The 13559-nt window shown below is 69.4% G+C and carries 16 protein-coding genes; 10 read left to right on the forward strand and 6 right to left on the reverse strand.

Going from position 1 to position 13559, the window contains the following annotated elements:
• Window positions 1–68: 68 nt before the first annotated feature.
• Entirely contained in the window at window positions 69–1877 is a 1809-nt protein-coding gene (locus tag ACODRV_RS12995; protein WP_488908596.1) for a methyl-accepting chemotaxis protein, read from the forward strand.
• Here the strand turns inward: ACODRV_RS12995 and ACODRV_RS13000 are convergent.
• The 3 genes from ACODRV_RS13000 to ACODRV_RS13010 form a co-directional block, all read right to left on the reverse strand.
• The gene (locus ACODRV_RS13000) at window positions 1874–2632 is read right to left on the reverse strand and encodes a 3-oxoacyl-ACP reductase (protein ID WP_488908597.1); all 759 of its coding nucleotides are present in this window, start codon (window positions 2630–2632) and stop codon (window positions 1874–1876) included. The two genes, ACODRV_RS12995 and ACODRV_RS13000, sit on opposite strands and share 4 nt — an antisense overlap.
• The gene (locus ACODRV_RS13005) at window positions 2632–3957 is read right to left on the reverse strand and encodes a dihydroorotase (protein ID WP_488908598.1); all 1326 of its coding nucleotides are present in this window, start codon (window positions 3955–3957) and stop codon (window positions 2632–2634) included. The genes ACODRV_RS13000 and ACODRV_RS13005 overlap by 1 nt, the downstream gene beginning before the upstream one ends.
• Before the next feature lie 284 nt (window positions 3958–4241).
• Window positions 4242–5192 (reverse strand): glycosyltransferase family 9 protein, encoded by a 951-nt coding sequence (locus ACODRV_RS13010; RefSeq protein WP_488908599.1) that lies wholly within the window; start codon window positions 5190–5192, stop codon window positions 4242–4244.
• A 96-nt stretch (window positions 5193–5288) separates the two neighbouring features.
• Here ACODRV_RS13010 and ACODRV_RS13015 point away from each other — a divergent pair, with 96 nt between their 5' ends.
• From ACODRV_RS13015 to ACODRV_RS13035, 5 genes are all read left to right on the forward strand, one after another.
• Entirely contained in the window at window positions 5289–5732 is a 444-nt protein-coding gene (locus ACODRV_RS13015; RefSeq protein ID WP_141627397.1) for a hypothetical protein, read from the forward strand.
• Window position 5733: 1 nt separating this feature from the next.
• On the forward strand, window positions 5734–6285 hold the full coding sequence (locus ACODRV_RS13020; RefSeq protein ID WP_488908600.1) for a CxxCxxCC domain-containing protein: 552 nt from the start codon (window positions 5734–5736) through the stop codon (window positions 6283–6285).
• 41 nt (window positions 6286–6326) lie between these two features.
• Entirely contained in the window at window positions 6327–7145 is an 819-nt protein-coding gene (gene ygfZ, locus ACODRV_RS13025; protein WP_488908601.1) for a CAF17-like 4Fe-4S cluster assembly/insertion protein YgfZ, read from the forward strand.
• A gap of 61 nt (window positions 7146–7206) precedes the next feature.
• Window positions 7207–8397 (forward strand): thiolase family protein, encoded by a 1191-nt coding sequence (locus ACODRV_RS13030; RefSeq protein WP_488908602.1) that lies wholly within the window; start codon window positions 7207–7209, stop codon window positions 8395–8397.
• Between the two features lie 210 nt (window positions 8398–8607).
• Window positions 8608–9585, forward strand: coding sequence for an alpha/beta hydrolase (locus ACODRV_RS13035; protein WP_488908603.1), 978 nt, complete (start codon window positions 8608–8610; stop codon window positions 9583–9585).
• A 4-nt stretch (window positions 9586–9589) separates the two neighbouring features.
• Here ACODRV_RS13035 and ACODRV_RS13040 read toward each other — a convergent pair whose 3' ends face one another.
• A complete protein-coding gene (locus ACODRV_RS13040; protein WP_141627402.1) occupies window positions 9590–9826 on the reverse strand; it encodes a helix-turn-helix domain-containing protein in 237 nt (78 codons plus the stop codon).
• Window positions 9826–10332, reverse strand: coding sequence for a DUF2975 domain-containing protein (locus ACODRV_RS13045; RefSeq protein WP_168196852.1), 507 nt, complete (start codon window positions 10330–10332; stop codon window positions 9826–9828). Before ACODRV_RS13045 ends, ACODRV_RS13040 begins: the two co-directional genes overlap by 1 nt.
• A 105-nt stretch (window positions 10333–10437) precedes the next feature.
• Here ACODRV_RS13045 and ACODRV_RS13050 point away from each other — a divergent pair, with 105 nt between their 5' ends.
• The 4 genes from ACODRV_RS13050 (at window position 10438) to ACODRV_RS13065 (ending at window position 13084) form a co-directional block, all read left to right on the forward strand.
• Window positions 10438–11370 carry an ABC transporter ATP-binding protein gene (locus ACODRV_RS13050; protein ID WP_488908604.1) on the forward strand — a complete coding sequence of 311 codons (933 nt, stop codon included), beginning with the start codon at window positions 10438–10440 and terminating at the stop codon, window positions 11368–11370.
• A complete protein-coding gene (locus tag ACODRV_RS13055) occupies window positions 11370–12095 on the forward strand; it encodes an ABC transporter permease (RefSeq protein WP_488908605.1) in 726 nt (241 codons plus the stop codon). Before ACODRV_RS13050 ends, ACODRV_RS13055 begins: the two co-directional genes overlap by 1 nt.
• Window positions 12096–12329: 234 nt before the next feature.
• Window positions 12330–12671, forward strand: coding sequence for a VOC family protein (locus ACODRV_RS13060; protein ID WP_141627405.1), 342 nt, complete (start codon window positions 12330–12332; stop codon window positions 12669–12671).
• A gap of 5 nt (window positions 12672–12676) precedes the next feature.
• On the forward strand, window positions 12677–13084 hold the full coding sequence (locus ACODRV_RS13065) for a YkgJ family cysteine cluster protein (protein ID WP_240811640.1): 408 nt from the start codon (window positions 12677–12679) through the stop codon (window positions 13082–13084).
• Window positions 13085–13087: 3 nt separating this feature from the next.
• Here the strand turns inward: ACODRV_RS13065 and ACODRV_RS13070 are convergent.
• On the reverse strand, window positions 13088–13559 hold a 472-nt coding region (locus ACODRV_RS13070; protein ID WP_488908606.1), incomplete at its 5' end, for a hypothetical protein.

Raw genomic sequence — 13559 nt, forward strand, 5'->3', positions numbered from 1 at the left:
AGACGCTCAGCCTTGCCATGCTTCACGGGATCCAGGCGCCCCTCCGTGGGTCCGTTTCGAGGTCCGACATGAAGCTCAAAGCTCTCTCGCTGTCCGCCAAGACGGCCCTGATGGTCATCGCCGCACTGGGTCTGCTGACCTGTGCGCTGGTCGGCGTCGCCGCGGTGCTGCTGACGATGGACGCCACCGAGAGCGCGGCCGAGCGGCAGGAGACCAACATGCGCGTCGCCTGGGAGGTGCTGGGCGACTACGGCGACGGCTTCAGCGTTCAGGGCGACACCCTGATGGCGGGCGAGACGCCGTTGAACGGCTTCACCGAGCCGGTGGACCGGATCAAGACCCTGGTCGGCGGCACCGCGACGGTCTTCATGGGCGACATGCGGGTGACCACCAACGTCATCAAGGAAGACGGCGAGCGGGCCGTGGGCACGCGGCTGAAGGCCGGCCCCGTGCACGACGTCGTCCTGCGCGACGGCAAGACCTATCGCGGGACCGCCGACATCCTGGGCAAGCCCTATTTCGTGGCCTACGACCCGATCAAGAACGCGGCGGGCCAGACCATCGGCGTGTTGTATGTCGGCGTGCCCAAGGCCGACTTCATGGCCCACGTCCATCAGGCGATCATCGCCATGGTCATCGGCGGGGTGGTCGTGGCCCTGCTGGTGCTGGGCGGCGCCCTGCTGATGTCGCGCAGGATGTTCTCGCCGCTGCGGGCCCTTTGCGACCGGATGGAGCGCCTGCGTCAGGGCGACACCGCCTTCGAGGCGCCCTGGGCGTCGCGCGGCGACGACATCGGCCAGATCGCCCGCGCCGTTCTGGCCTTCCGCGACGCCGCCATCCGCCAGCGGGAGGTCGAGGGCGAGGCCGAAGGCATGCGCGAGACCGCCCGCCAGTCCCGCATCGCCTCCGAAGCCGAGCGCGCCCGTCTGGCCGAGGAAGACGCCGTGGTCGTCGACGCTCTGGGCAAGGGCCTGTCGGCGCTGGCGCAGGGCGACCTCACCCACCGCATCGAGGCGACCTTCGCCGAACGCAGCCGCCAGCTGAAGGACGACTACAACGCCGCCATGGACGCCCTGTCGGAGACGATGGGCGAGATCATCGTCCTGACCGGCGCCATGCGCTCGGGCACCGCGGAGGTCAGCAACGCCACCGACGACCTGTCGCGCCGCACCGAGCGTCAGGCCGCCGCGCTGGAGGAGACCGCCGCCGCGCTGGACCAGATCACCGTCACCGTGAAGAAGACCGCCCAGGGTGCCCGCGCCGCCGCCGACATCACCGACGAGGCCCAGAAGGGCGGCGTCGAGCGCGAGCGGATCATCGCTGACACCACCGCCGCCATGGAGCAGATCGAGAGCACCTCGGGCCGGATCGGCGAGATCATCGGCGTCATCGACGAGATCGCCTTCCAGACCAACCTGCTGGCCCTGAACGCCGGGGTCGAGGCCGCCCGCGCCGGTGAAGCCGGCCGCGGCTTCGCGGTGGTCGCCTCGGAAGTGCGGGCGCTGGCCCAGCGCTCGGCGGACGCCGCCAAGGAGATCAAGGAGCTGATCGCCGCCTCCAGCGCCAGCGTCGGCGAAGGCGCGCGTCTGGTCTCGCAGACGGGCGGCGCCCTGACCGCCCTGATCGGGCAGGTGGCGAAGATCAACGCGCTGGCCGGCGAGATCGCCGCCTCGGCCAATGAACAGGCCGTCGGGCTGGTCGAGGTCAACACCGCCGTCAACCAGATGGACCAGACCACCCAGCAAAACGCCGCCATGGTCGAACAGACCACCGCCGCCAATCAGGCCCTGAGCCAGGAGGCCGAACAACTGGCCGCGCTGATGCAGCGCTTCCGGATCACAGGGAGCGGTTCGCAGACGATGGCGCGGGCGGCCTAGTCCCGCACCAGCCCGCCGTCGACCACGAGGTTCTGCCCCGTCACAGCCCGGCTCCAGGGCGAGGCGAAGAACAGGACCGCGTCGGCGAACTCCTCCGGCGTCGTGACCGCGCGCAACGGGGTCATGCCGGCGATCAGGTCGAAGACGGCGTCCGGGGTGGCCTTGCTGGCGTCGGTGGTCCGCAGCAGGCCGCCCGAGACCATGTTGACCGTGATGCCTTGCGGGCCGAGGTCGCCCGCCGCCGTGCGGGTCAGGCTGAGCAGGGCGGCCTTGGCGGCGGTGTAGTCGTGGTAGGGCACCACCGGGTTCTGGAACAGGTTGGTGCCGATGTTGATGACCCGGCCGAAGCCGTTGGCGGCCATGCCCGGCGCCGTGGCCTGAATGACGTTCAGGGCGCCGCGCACGACGGTGGCGAACTGATCCTCGATCTCGGACCACTCGATGTCGTTCAGCTTGGACCGGGCCTCGCCGTTGAAGCTGTAGTCCAGCGCATTGTTGACCACGGTGGTGACCGGCGCGCCGAACACATCCTCGGCCAGGGCCACCATCTCGTGCACCGCCTCGCGGTCGGTGACGTCGGCGCGGAAGGCGACGGCCTGCTCGGGGAACTCGTCCACCAGCTCGCGGGCGGCGTCCTCGCTGGCGCGGAAATTGATGACCACGCGCGCGCCTTCACGGGCGAAGGCGCGGATCACGGCGGCGCCGACGCCGCGCGCCCCGCCGGTGACGAGGACGATCTGTTCTTCGAGTTTCATCAGGCGAGGGTCTCCTGGAAGCGGACGGGGCGGCCGTGGGCGGTCCCCTGCAACTCGCCGTCGCGCATGACGACACGGCCGCGAACGATGGTGGCCATGGCCTGACCGGTGGCCTCGAAGCCGTCGAAGGGGGTCCAGCCCGAGCGGGTGGCCATGTCCTCGTGCTTCAGCACATGCTTCTTCTTCAGGTCCACGATGGTCAGGTCGGCGTCATAGCCCTCGGCCATGCGACCCTTGCCGGCGATGCCGAAGACGCGGTTCGCGCCATGGCTGGTCAGGTCGATGAAGCGGTCCAGCGTCAGGCGCCCGTTGGCGACGTGGGTCAACATGACCGGAACCAGCGTCTGGACACCGGGCATACCCGAGGGCGAGGCCGGATACGGACGGGCCTTTTCCTCCAGCGTGTGCGGGGCGTGGTCCGAGCCCAGCACGTCGGCGATGCCCTGCTCGATCCCGCGCCACAGGCCGGCGATGTGGTAGTTGTTGCGGATCGGCGGGTTCATCTGGGCCAGACCCTTGAGGCGATCATAGGCCTCGTCCCCGTCCAGCGTCAGGTGCTGGGGCGTCAGCTCGACGGTCGCCACATCCTTGTGATGGGCCAGGAATTCGATCTCTTCCGCCGTGGTGACGTGCAGCACGTGGATGCGGGCGCCGGTCTCCTTCGCCAGCCCGACCAGACGGCGGGTGGACATGATGGCGCTCTCGGGGTCGCGAACCTCCGGGTGGCTGGTCCAGTCGCCGGTGCGGGCCAGCGGGCGCCGCTCGACCAGACGGTACTCATCCTCGGAGTGGAAGGTGGCGCGGCGCTTCACGTGGCGCAGCACCTCGCGCACGCCGTCGTCGTCGGCCACCAGAAGCGTTCCGGTCGATGCGCCCATGAAGACCTTGACCCCGCAGCAGCCCGGCAGGCGCTCCAGATCACCGAGGAAGCGCGCGTTCTCGTGGGTGCCGCCGATGTAGAAGGCGTGGTCGGTCCACATGCGGTCGCGGGCGCGGGCCAGCTTGTCCTCCAGCGTGACCGGATCGGTGGTGTTCGGCTCGGTGTTCGGCATCTCGAACACGGCGGTGACGCCGCCCAGCGCCGCGGCGCGGGAGCCCGTCTCCAGATCTTCCTTCCACTCGAGGCCTGGTTCGCGGAAGTGGACCTGGGTGTCGATGACGCCCGGCAGGACCGTCAGCCCCGTGGCGTCGAACACCTCGCCCGCCGAGGCCTGCGACAGGTCGCCGATGAAGGCGATCTTGCCGTCAATGATGCCGACATCGGCGAGGCAGCGTCCGGCGTGATTGGCGACTTCGCCGCCTCGAACGATCAGGTCATAGGTCATGGGCGCTCTGAATAGTCGCAAAGGCGGTGAAAGGCAGGGGGCGGGGGCGAAAAAACAGGGTGTGAAGAGTGTAATTGGTGTGAGACGGACGAGACGGTGGAGACGCGTGAAATACACCGTCTATGCCGTCTACGCCGTCTATCGGCGGGGGCAGTAGGCAGTAGGCAGCAGGGTATCAGGTGGGTGCGTCAGAATTGGACGTGTGCGCTTGAACCCCTCTGCCTTTCGTCATCCTCCGGCGACCGTAGCGAACCCCGGGATGACGATAGCAACAAGGGGAAGCGCTACCCCCGCTCCGCCAGCAGCTTCTTCGCCGCCTTCAGCACGCGCTCCGCAGGGACCTCGTTCATGTGCAGGATGGCCTGGTTGAGGCCGGGGTCGATCTTGCGGAACTCATCGACCGAACGGGGGCCGCGCACGACCACGCCGCCCCACGGCCCGCGCACGGTCTCGTCCGAGGGGCCATAGGCGGCCACGACCGGCGCGCCCGCCGCCACGGCCAGCTGGGTCCACAGCGAGTCGCCGCCCAGATACAGCGCCGCCCGCTCCAGCACGGCCACGGCCTGCAGGGGCGTCAGCCGACCCGGCAGTTCGGTGGTGCGGTTGCGCGGCATGGCGAGGCGGATGGTGTGGCCCGCGTCCTTGTCAGCCTCGGCGCCGATGACCACCACGCGGGCGCCGGCCAGCGGGCCGTCATTGGTCAGGGTCGCGGCCAGGGTCGCATAGCGTTCGGACGGCCACTCGCGGCCCATCCATTCGGCGCCCGGCGCGATGACCAGCAGGGGCGCATCCTCATTCGGCAGCAGGGCGTCGATGGAGGCGCGGGTGGCGTCGGAGACGAACAGGCGCGGCGGTGGCGTCTCGTCCAGATGCAGGACGCGGGCGGCCAGTTCGACCTTGTGGAAGCCCGCCTCGTCCTTGCCGCGCACGGCGCGCTTCTGACGGCTGAGCTTGCCCGAGAAGGTGGTGCCGCGCATGTCGACGACCAGCCCCCACTTGATCGCCCGGACCTGGTTCCACAGACCCAGCCAGTCGAGCCGCTTCTCGCGCTCCAGCACGATCAGCCTGTCGAGGCGCGGGGTGTCGGCGAACAGGGGCGCGCTCTGCGGCGAGCCGACGACGGTGAAGGTCGCCTGCGGCATGGCGTCGACAAGGTACGCCAGGACGCCGCTCGACATCACGGCGTCTTCCGCGCCGGCCTCGGCGATGTAGAGAATGGGGAAACGGCCCGCCATGACGCGTTTGTACAGGGATTCTCGTCACGTCATCGGGACATGATGGCTTTCCGGATGCGAACGCGTAGGTTCGTGTGGACGAAACGGGAGAGACCCATGCGCCGCCGCCTGAGCCTGATCACCCTGTCCCTCATCGCCGCGACCGGACTGACCGCTTTCGGCAGCGCACCGGTTCAGATCCGTCGCGAGACGCCGCCGGGCGAAGGGGTGATCTGCGCCTGGGCGATCTACAGCTTCGCGTCGGATGTGGTGGAGCGCTGCCCGTCGGACGTCAGCCCCGGGATGAAGGCCGAGCTGAAGCGGTCGGTCGAGCGGCTGGACGCCTATGTCCGGGCGAACTCGGAGATCACGCAGGACCAGTTCGACCAATTCAAACGGGAGCAGGCGAACGTCGGACGTCCCGAGGCGGAAATCTGTCGGGCCAATGCGGACGAGGGCCTGATCGAGGCCATGACCCGGATGCCTGTCGAGGAACTGCGGAGCTATATCGACGGCATCACGGCTCGCCCCGGCAGGCCGACCTGGGGGACGTGCCTGTAGGATGAGCCTTCCCCTTCTGCCCGGTCGCGAGTGCGGCGGTTGCGTCGAGTGCTGCCGGGTGATCCCGCTGGACCTGCCTGAATTGGCCAAACCGACAGGCGAGCTGTGCGGCTATTGCGTCAACGGCGCGGGATGCAGCGTGCACGCCATCCGGCCGCAGACCTGCCGGATCTGGTTCTGCCTGTGGCGGGTCATCGAACTGGACGACGACTGGCGCCCGGACCGCAGCGGGGTGATCGTGCGGCCTGACGGCATCGACGAGGGGGTGATCACCCTCTTCGTCATCCGCAGGTCGGAGTTTCTGGCGTCGGAGGACTTCTTCGCCGTGGTCGCCGGCTGGCTGGCCGAGGGGATCGAGTTGGCGCTGAGCGTGCCGGGGCCGGTGGGCTTCTTCCCGGCGCGGGCGGTGGTGACCGAATGGCTGCGGCCGGCGGTGGAGGCGGGGGATTTTGAAGGCTTCGTCGGACGGGTGGTGCGGTCGCTGGATCGGCTGGAGGAGCACGACTGGCAGCCGGACGGGGTGCTGGCGCGGTATGCGGTGGGGCAGGCGTAGCCCTCTCCCATCGGGAGAGGGAACGCCCTATCTAGCCTTCCATGACCACGCGCATCGCCCGCCTGACTTCCCGCGCCCTGATCCGGGTGAGCGGCCCGGACGCCAAGCCCTTCCTGCACAATCTGCTGACGCAGGACGTGGAGACGATCAGCGAGGGCCAACTGCGGTTCGGCGCCCTGCTCTCCCCGCCCGGGCGGCTGCTGTTCGACCTGTTCATTTTTGGCGAGGCCGATGATGTGCTGCTGGATGTGGCGGCGGAGCGGCGGGACGCGCTGATCCAGCGACTGTCGATGTACAAGCTACGCGCCAGTGTCGCCGTCGAGGCGGATGAGCGCCCGGTCCTCGTCGGCTGGAACGGCGCCGTCGAGGGCTTCGCGGTCGATCCGCGCGAGCCCGCGCTGGGCGGGCGGCGCTATGGCGGCGAGGTCGAGACAAATGCGACCGAAGACGACTGGCAGGCCCACCGGCTGACCGTGGGCGCCCCCGATCCGACGGCGGATGCGCCCGCCGACAAGACCTATCCGATCGAGGCCAATTTCGACCTGCTGAACGGCATCGACTTCCAGAAGGGTTGTTTCATCGGTCAGGAGACGACCTCGCGCATGAAGCGCCGGGGCACGATCAGGAACCGGATGATGCCGCTGGAATTCGACGGCCCGGCCCCGGCGTTCGGGGCGGAAATCCTGAACGGCGACCTGCGCGCGGGCGAGGTGCTGAGCGGGCGCGACGGCGTGGCCATGGCCTTGGTGCGGGTCGACCGGCTGGACGGAGAGTTGACCGTGGACGGGCGTGCTGTACGGGTGCGCCGCCCCGACTGGCTGCCCCCCATCCCGAATGGGGCGACGCCGTCCGAAGGCTAGCGACCGGGCTTGCGTCCAGCGACGAAAGCGCCGATCTAGCCCTCGTCAGTTTTTTTAGAGGATGCTCTTGATGTCCGATCCCGTCGTCATCTGTTCCTTCGCCCGCACGCCCATGGGCGGCTTTCAGGGCGCCCTGTCGGGCGTGAAGGCCACCGAGCTGGGCGCCGTGGCGGTGAAGGCCGCCGTCGAGCGCGCGGGCGTCGCGCCGGAGAAGGTCGAGCAGATCTACATGGGCTGCGTCCTGCCCGCCGGTCTGGGTCAGGCTCCGGCCCGTCAGGCGGCCATCGGCGCGGGCCTCGGCCAGCACGTCGAGGCGACCACCGTGAACAAGATGTGCGGCTCGGGCCTGCAGGCCGTGATGATGGCCGCCGACGCCATCAAGGCCGGGTCGGCCGACATCATCGTGGCGGGCGGCATGGAGTCGATGACCGGCGCCCCGTATCTGATGAACAAGCACCGCGGCGGCGCCCGGATCGGCCACGACGTCATCGTCGATTCGATGATGATGGACGGGCTGGAGGACGCCTATTCGCCGGGCAAGCCGATGGGCAGCTTCGCGCAGGACACGGCCAATGAGTACCAGTTCACCCGCGAGGACCAGGACGCCTACGCCATCGAAAGCCTGAGCCGCGCCAATGCGGCGGTCAGCGGCGGCGCCTTCGGCGGCGAGGTGGTTCCGGTCGAGGTCCAGACCCGAAAGGGGCCGGTGACGGTCAGCGAGGACGAACAGCCCGCCAAGGCCGATCCGTCGAAAATCCCCAACCTCAAGCCCGCCTTCGCCAAGGACGGCACCATCACCGCCGCCTCCTCGGCCTCGATCTCGGACGGCGCGGCCGCCGTGGTGGTGACGCGCGAGAGCGTGGCCAGGGCGATGGGCCTGCCCGTGCTGGCCCGCATCGTCGGTCAGGCCGCCCACGCCCATGAGCCCGCGAAGTTCACCACCGCCCCCGTGCCCGCCATGCAGAAGGCCCTGGCGAAGGCCGGCTGGTCGGTCGAGGACGTGGACCTGTGGGAGGTCAACGAGGCCTTCGCCGTGGTGCCGATGATCGCCATGCGCGAGCTGGGCATTTCGCACGACAAGCTGAACGTCAACGGCGGCGCGACGGCGCTGGGCCACCCCATCGGCGCCTCGGGCGCGCGGGTGCTGGCGACCCTGCTGGCGGCGCTGAAGGCGCGCGGCGGGACAAAGGGCGTGGCCAGCCTGTGCATCGGCGGCGGCGAGGCCGTGGCGATGGCGGTGGAGCTGGCGTGATCTGAGCCCTCTCCCTCCCCGTCCCGGGGAGGGATGTCGGCGCGCAGCGACGACAGGGTGGGGGCGGCTCGGCGATACAAGCGCTGCCTTGCCTTAGCCCTCCCCACCCGGCTTCGCCTGCGGCTCAGCCACCCTCCCCGGACGGGGAGGGAGAACGCCTGTACCTTCGCCCTCATCCGCCCTAGCCTCCCTCTTCCGGAGGCTCCTTCCATGACCATCACCCGCAGAGGCGCGCTGGGCCTTGCCGCAGCCGCCGCGACGCCCCTTCCGGAGCTCGCGATGACACCGGTGTCGCAGACACTCGCGCCGCCGGACCCGGTTGAGACGATCCGCCTGTGGCCCGGCGCGGCGCCCGGTGGAGAGCGGGTGACCGTGACTCCCGTCGTGACCGAGCGCTCGACCGATCCGGCCTTCCATGACCGGTTCGCCCGATACACCACCGATCCGATCCTGACCGTCCTGCGGCCCGAGCGGCCGAACGGAGCCAGCCTGCTGCTGATCCCGGGCGGGGGCTACAAGTGGGCGGTGGTGGACAAGGAGGGGCTGGACTGCGCGCGGGTGTTCGCGGCGGCGGGGATCACCTGTTTCGTGCTGCGCTATCGCCTGCCGGGCGACGGCTGGGCGGCCGGGCCGGACGCGCCGTTGCAGGACGCGCAGCGGGCGCTGAGGATCGTGCGGGCCCGGGCGGTCGCCGACGGACTGGACCCGGCGCGGGTGGCGGTGCTGGGCGCCTCGGCGGGCGGGCATCTGGCCGGGATGCTGACCGCGCGGACGGATCAGACCTATGCGCCGGTCGATGCGGTCGACACGGCGTCCATGCGGCCCGACCTGTCGATCCTGCTGTATCCGGTGGCGACGATGAGCGATCCGTTCGTTCACGCGGGCTCCCGCAAGGAGATGCTGGGCGAGACGCCTTCGGCGGAGGCGATCGCGCGCTATTCGCTGGAGCGGATGGACTGGACCGGCCGCCCGCCGGTCTTCCTGCTGCACGCCATGGATGACGAGGCGGTGCCGGTGGAGAACAGCCTGTCGCTGCTGCCGGTGATCCGGTCGGCGGGGGTGCCGGTCGAGGCGCACCTGTTCCAGGAGGGTGGCCATGGCTTCGGGATACGGCTGATCGCGGGCAAGCCGGCGGCGGTCTGGCCGGAGCTGGTGTTGCGGTGGGCGGGAAGGCGGGGGTGGGTGTAGCGCCCTACTCCTCCTCGTCCCCGATCAGGTCGGCGAGGTCGAATTCGTAGTCCAGCAGATCAGAGGGTTTGCAGTTCAGGGCGGCGCACAGCCTGGCGAGGGTGCGGAAGCGGATGCCCTTCACCTTGCCCGAGCGGAACAGGGACAACTGGGTCTCGCTGAGGCCGACCTGTTGCGCCAGATCACGAGCCTTCAGGCCACGGCTGATGATCAGCTGGTCGAGGGTCACGCGAATGGGCATCAGATCATTTCGTCGAGTTCGGCCTGAACCCGGCCCGCCTGTTCCACGACTCGACCCAGCAGGAACAGGGCGCCTCCGATCATGCCGAGTGTCATGCCGGCGACATCGAAGTAGAGCCACGCGCCCGCGCCATCATTGATCAGGCGCAAAATGTTGGTGATGCCGAACACGCTGAGCAGGCCGCCGAAGCCGAGCGCCAGACCGACCCGTCGCAGGGCGCCCGCCAGCACCGGCTGGATCAGCCGCCCTTTGGCCAACTGCCCCATGGCCGCGCCGATGGACCAGACGGCGAACAGGTAGAAGATCTGCGGCAGGTCCTTGATCGCCTGCGCCAGCCAGAGGTTCAGGAACTCCGGCGGTCGCGCCTCCCCCCGGGCCATGAAGGCGATGGGCGAGGCCACATACATCAGGAGCAGCAGCAGGCCGACGCTGCACACCATGAAGATGGCCAGCCAGTTGAACTGGCGGCACATCAGGCGAAAGCGGTCGGTCTCGGTCTGGCTCACGGCGCGCTCCGGCGGGGTTGGCAACCTGTCTTGTCTTTAATCTTGACTTAAAGACACGAGCTTCGCAACTTTAATTCCGACTTAAACAAAATCGGGAGCGCCGACATGGCCGCCGCCATCCAGACCCATGCCCTGACACGGAGGTTCAAGCGGCACATCGCCGTCGACACCGTGTCGATGAGCGTGCCGACGCAGGCCGTCTATGGCTTCCTGGGCCGCAACGGCGCGGGCAAGACGACGACGCTGAAGATGCTGCTGGGCCTGATCGCCCCGACGTCGGGACAGGCCCTGATCGACGGGATCGACGTGGCCAGGAACCGGCTGGACGCCGCGCGGCGGGTCGGGGCCCTGCTGGAGGCGCACGGCTTCTATGGCAATCTGTCTGGACGCGAGAACCTGGATCTGACCCGCACCCTGCTGGGCCTGCCGAAGACCGAGATCGACCGGGCGCTGGAGGTGGTCGAGATGACCGCGGACGCCCACCGCCGGGTCAGCGACTATTCGCTGGGCATGCGGCAGCGGCTGGGGCTGGCCCGCGCCATGCTGGGCGCGCCGCCGGTGCTGATCCTCGACGAGCCGACCAACGGGCTGGACCCGGACGGCATCGCCGACATGCGCCGCTTCCTGCGCGCCCTGCCCGAGCGGACCGGGGCGACGGTGCTGCTGTCCAGCCACCTGCTGGGCGAGATCGAGCAGACCGCCACCCACGTCGGCATCCTGAGCCACGGGCAGCTGGTGCTGGAGGGCGAACTGGACCGGCTGAAGGCCGATCTGGCGCCCGAGGTGGTGTTCCAGACCGACGACCAGACCCGCGCCGCCGCGCTGGCGACGGCGCGCGGCTTCACCCTTGATGTGACGCAGGACGAGGCGGTGGCCCGGCTGAGGCCCGGCGAGGACGCCCGCGCCGCGTCCGCCGCCCTGAACCGCGCCCTGATCGAGACCGGATTGAGCGTCTTCGCCATTGGTCCGCGCGAGCGGTCGCTGGAGGGCATCTATCGCGAGGTCTCGCAACCCCAACCCCGGCAGAAGGCCGCCTGATGCTGACCGTTCTTTCCGTCGAAGCCCGCAAGCTGAACCGCTCGCTGGCCGCCCTGCTGGCCATCGCGGCCCCGTCCCTGATCGCCGTCTTCGGCTTCTTCATGGTGTTGCGCGGCGACAAGCCGATGCCGTGGGAGATGTGGCTGGGCAGCGCGGCGGGCATCTGGGCCTTCTTCATGCTGCCGATGAGCGTGACGGCCCTGACCGCGCTGGTGGCCCACATGGAGCATGGGCCCAAGAGCTGGGACCATCTGCGCGCCCTGCCCCTGCCCCGCTGGAAGCTCTACGCCGCCAAGGCGATCTGCGTGCTGGCCGTGGTGGCGGTGATGAGCGCCGCGACGCTGGCCCTGACCATACTGGCGGTGACGCTGGCGGCGGCGATCAAGCCCGCGGTCGAGCCGACCGGGTCAATTGAGATCGCCCGCTGGATCAAGGTGATGGCGATGATGTTCGGCGCGGGCCTGCTGATGGTCGCGGTCCAGCTGTGGACCGCCCTGCGCTACGCCAGCTTCGTGCCGGGGCTGGTGGTCGGGATCGGAGGGACCTTCTTCGCGGTCGTCGCCACCTCGGCCAAACAGGGCGTCTTCCTGCCCTGGCAGATGCCGGTGAACATGCTGGCTTCAGAACCGTGGCGCGTGACCACCGCGCTGGGGCTGGGCGGCGGCGTCGGTCTGCTGGCGCTGATCGCCCTGACCCTGCACCTGTCGCGACGCGAGGCGCTGTGAGCGCGGAGCCGCGTCCGCCTGCATGAGGCGGGTCAGCGAAGTCTGTCCTGTCATCAGTATGATCATCGGGCAGACTTGCGATTGCGAACGATTTGCAGGTTTGCGCGGATTCCATCGGCTGGCAAGCGGGGCGGTGGAAAAAGCGGCTCAGGGTCGCGGTTCCCTCTTCCGCCCGCCGGACCGGCCCGTCAGTAATGACGGGTCGGATGGCTTTCTCGAAACAGGACGATCCCCATGCGTGAAGACGGAAAGCTGGACTATCTCGAACTGCCCGGCGGCGATCTGCCGACGGTGAAGACCTTTTACGGAGCGGCCTTCGGCTGGACCTTCGTGGACTACGGCCCGACGTATGCGGCCTTCAACGAGGGGCTGGACGGCGGATTCGACGGCGATTCCGCCGAGGCGACGAAGACGCCCCTGCCCGTCCTGTACGCCCACGACCTCGACGCCATGCTGAACAAGGTCGTTGCGGCGGGCGGCGCGGTCGTGAAGCCGATCTTCGACTTCCCCGGCGGCCGCCGTTTCCACTTCCGCGACCCGGCCGGGAACGAGCTGGCCGTCTGGTCGGAGAGCTGACGGACTTGAGCAAGTCCTGCGGCGACTGCGGCCTGTGCTGCAAGCTGATGGGGGTGACGGCGCTGAACAAGCCCGCGGGCAGGTGGTGCCGTCACTTCAGCAAGTCGCGGGGCTGCGCCATCTATGGAGACCGCCCCGACGACTGCCGGGTGTTCAACTGCCTGTGGCTGCTGACCGACGCGCTGGACGACGACTGGAAGCCGTCGCGGGCGGGCTTCGTCCTGCACAGCGAACAGGGCGGCGCGCGGCTGATCGTCGAATGCGACGCCGCCCGCCCGCACGACTGGCGACGCGAACCCTATCAGGCCACCCTGCGCCGCTGGGCCGCCGCGCCGGGTCAGGAGGTGCTGGTCTTCGCCGGAACGCGCGGGATCAGGCTGGGCCTGACCGACACGCCGGTCCGCCGGGCGTAAGGCCTATCGAACGTCGACCGACTGGGCGATCTGTTCGGCCAAGGCGCGATCAGGGCCGTCCAGCGTCATGGTCCAGATGTGGATTTCGTTCGGAGCGGACGTGCGCTGGAACAGATGTTCCACGGCGTGGCGCTGACCGTCCTCGGTAGAGACCACGCTGGTGCGCCCGCCCGCCTCGACCTGCTCGCCCGAATAGATCGGGTACTGCGAGGCCGGTCCGGCGTAGATCATGACGAACGATCGGTCGCCGCGACGGATCGTATAGATCCTGAAGTCCGGCCCGGGACGGCCCGTGACGATCTGGAAGCCCGCCGGAAGGTCGACCGTGAACGGCAGGGCCGCGCGGGCCGAGGCGTCCAGCACCGTGACCGTCGAGACGGCGGGCGGAGGCGGCGGCGCGACGGGGTCGGGCGTGGGCGTAGGGGCGGGGGCGGGGGCGGCCGTCGCGGGCGCGGGCGTCGTCGGGGCCGCAGGG

The organism is Brevundimonas sp. FG8, from assembly GCF_057808845.1.

Bases quoted from the DNA above. Each gene is read 5' to 3' on its own strand.
- ACODRV_RS12995 (WP_488908596.1), top strand. From the start codon at position 69: ATGAAGCTCAAAGCTCTCTCGCTGTCCGCCAAGACGGCCCTGATGGTC.
- ACODRV_RS13000 (WP_488908597.1), bottom strand. From the start codon at position 2,632: ATGAAACTCGAAGAACAGATCGTCCTCGTCACCGGCGGGGCGCGCGGC.
- ACODRV_RS13005 (WP_488908598.1), bottom strand. From the start codon at position 3,957: ATGACCTATGACCTGATCGTTCGAGGCGGCGAAGTCGCCAATCACGCC.
- ACODRV_RS13010 (WP_488908599.1), bottom strand. From the start codon at position 5,192: ATGGCGGGCCGTTTCCCCATTCTCTACATCGCCGAGGCCGGCGCGGAA.
- ACODRV_RS13015 (WP_141627397.1), top strand. From the start codon at position 5,289: ATGCGCCGCCGCCTGAGCCTGATCACCCTGTCCCTCATCGCCGCGACC.
- ACODRV_RS13020 (WP_488908600.1), top strand. From the start codon at position 5,734: ATGAGCCTTCCCCTTCTGCCCGGTCGCGAGTGCGGCGGTTGCGTCGAG.
- ygfZ (WP_488908601.1), top strand. From the start codon at position 6,327: ATGACCACGCGCATCGCCCGCCTGACTTCCCGCGCCCTGATCCGGGTG.
- ACODRV_RS13030 (WP_488908602.1), top strand. From the start codon at position 7,207: ATGCTCTTGATGTCCGATCCCGTCGTCATCTGTTCCTTCGCCCGCACG.
- ACODRV_RS13035 (WP_488908603.1), top strand. From the start codon at position 8,608: ATGACCATCACCCGCAGAGGCGCGCTGGGCCTTGCCGCAGCCGCCGCG.
- ACODRV_RS13040 (WP_141627402.1), bottom strand. From the start codon at position 9,826: ATGCCCATTCGCGTGACCCTCGACCAGCTGATCATCAGCCGTGGCCTG.
- ACODRV_RS13050 (WP_488908604.1), top strand. From the start codon at position 10,438: ATGGCCGCCGCCATCCAGACCCATGCCCTGACACGGAGGTTCAAGCGG.
- ACODRV_RS13055 (WP_488908605.1), top strand. From the start codon at position 11,370: ATGCTGACCGTTCTTTCCGTCGAAGCCCGCAAGCTGAACCGCTCGCTG.
- ACODRV_RS13060 (WP_141627405.1), top strand. From the start codon at position 12,330: ATGCGTGAAGACGGAAAGCTGGACTATCTCGAACTGCCCGGCGGCGAT.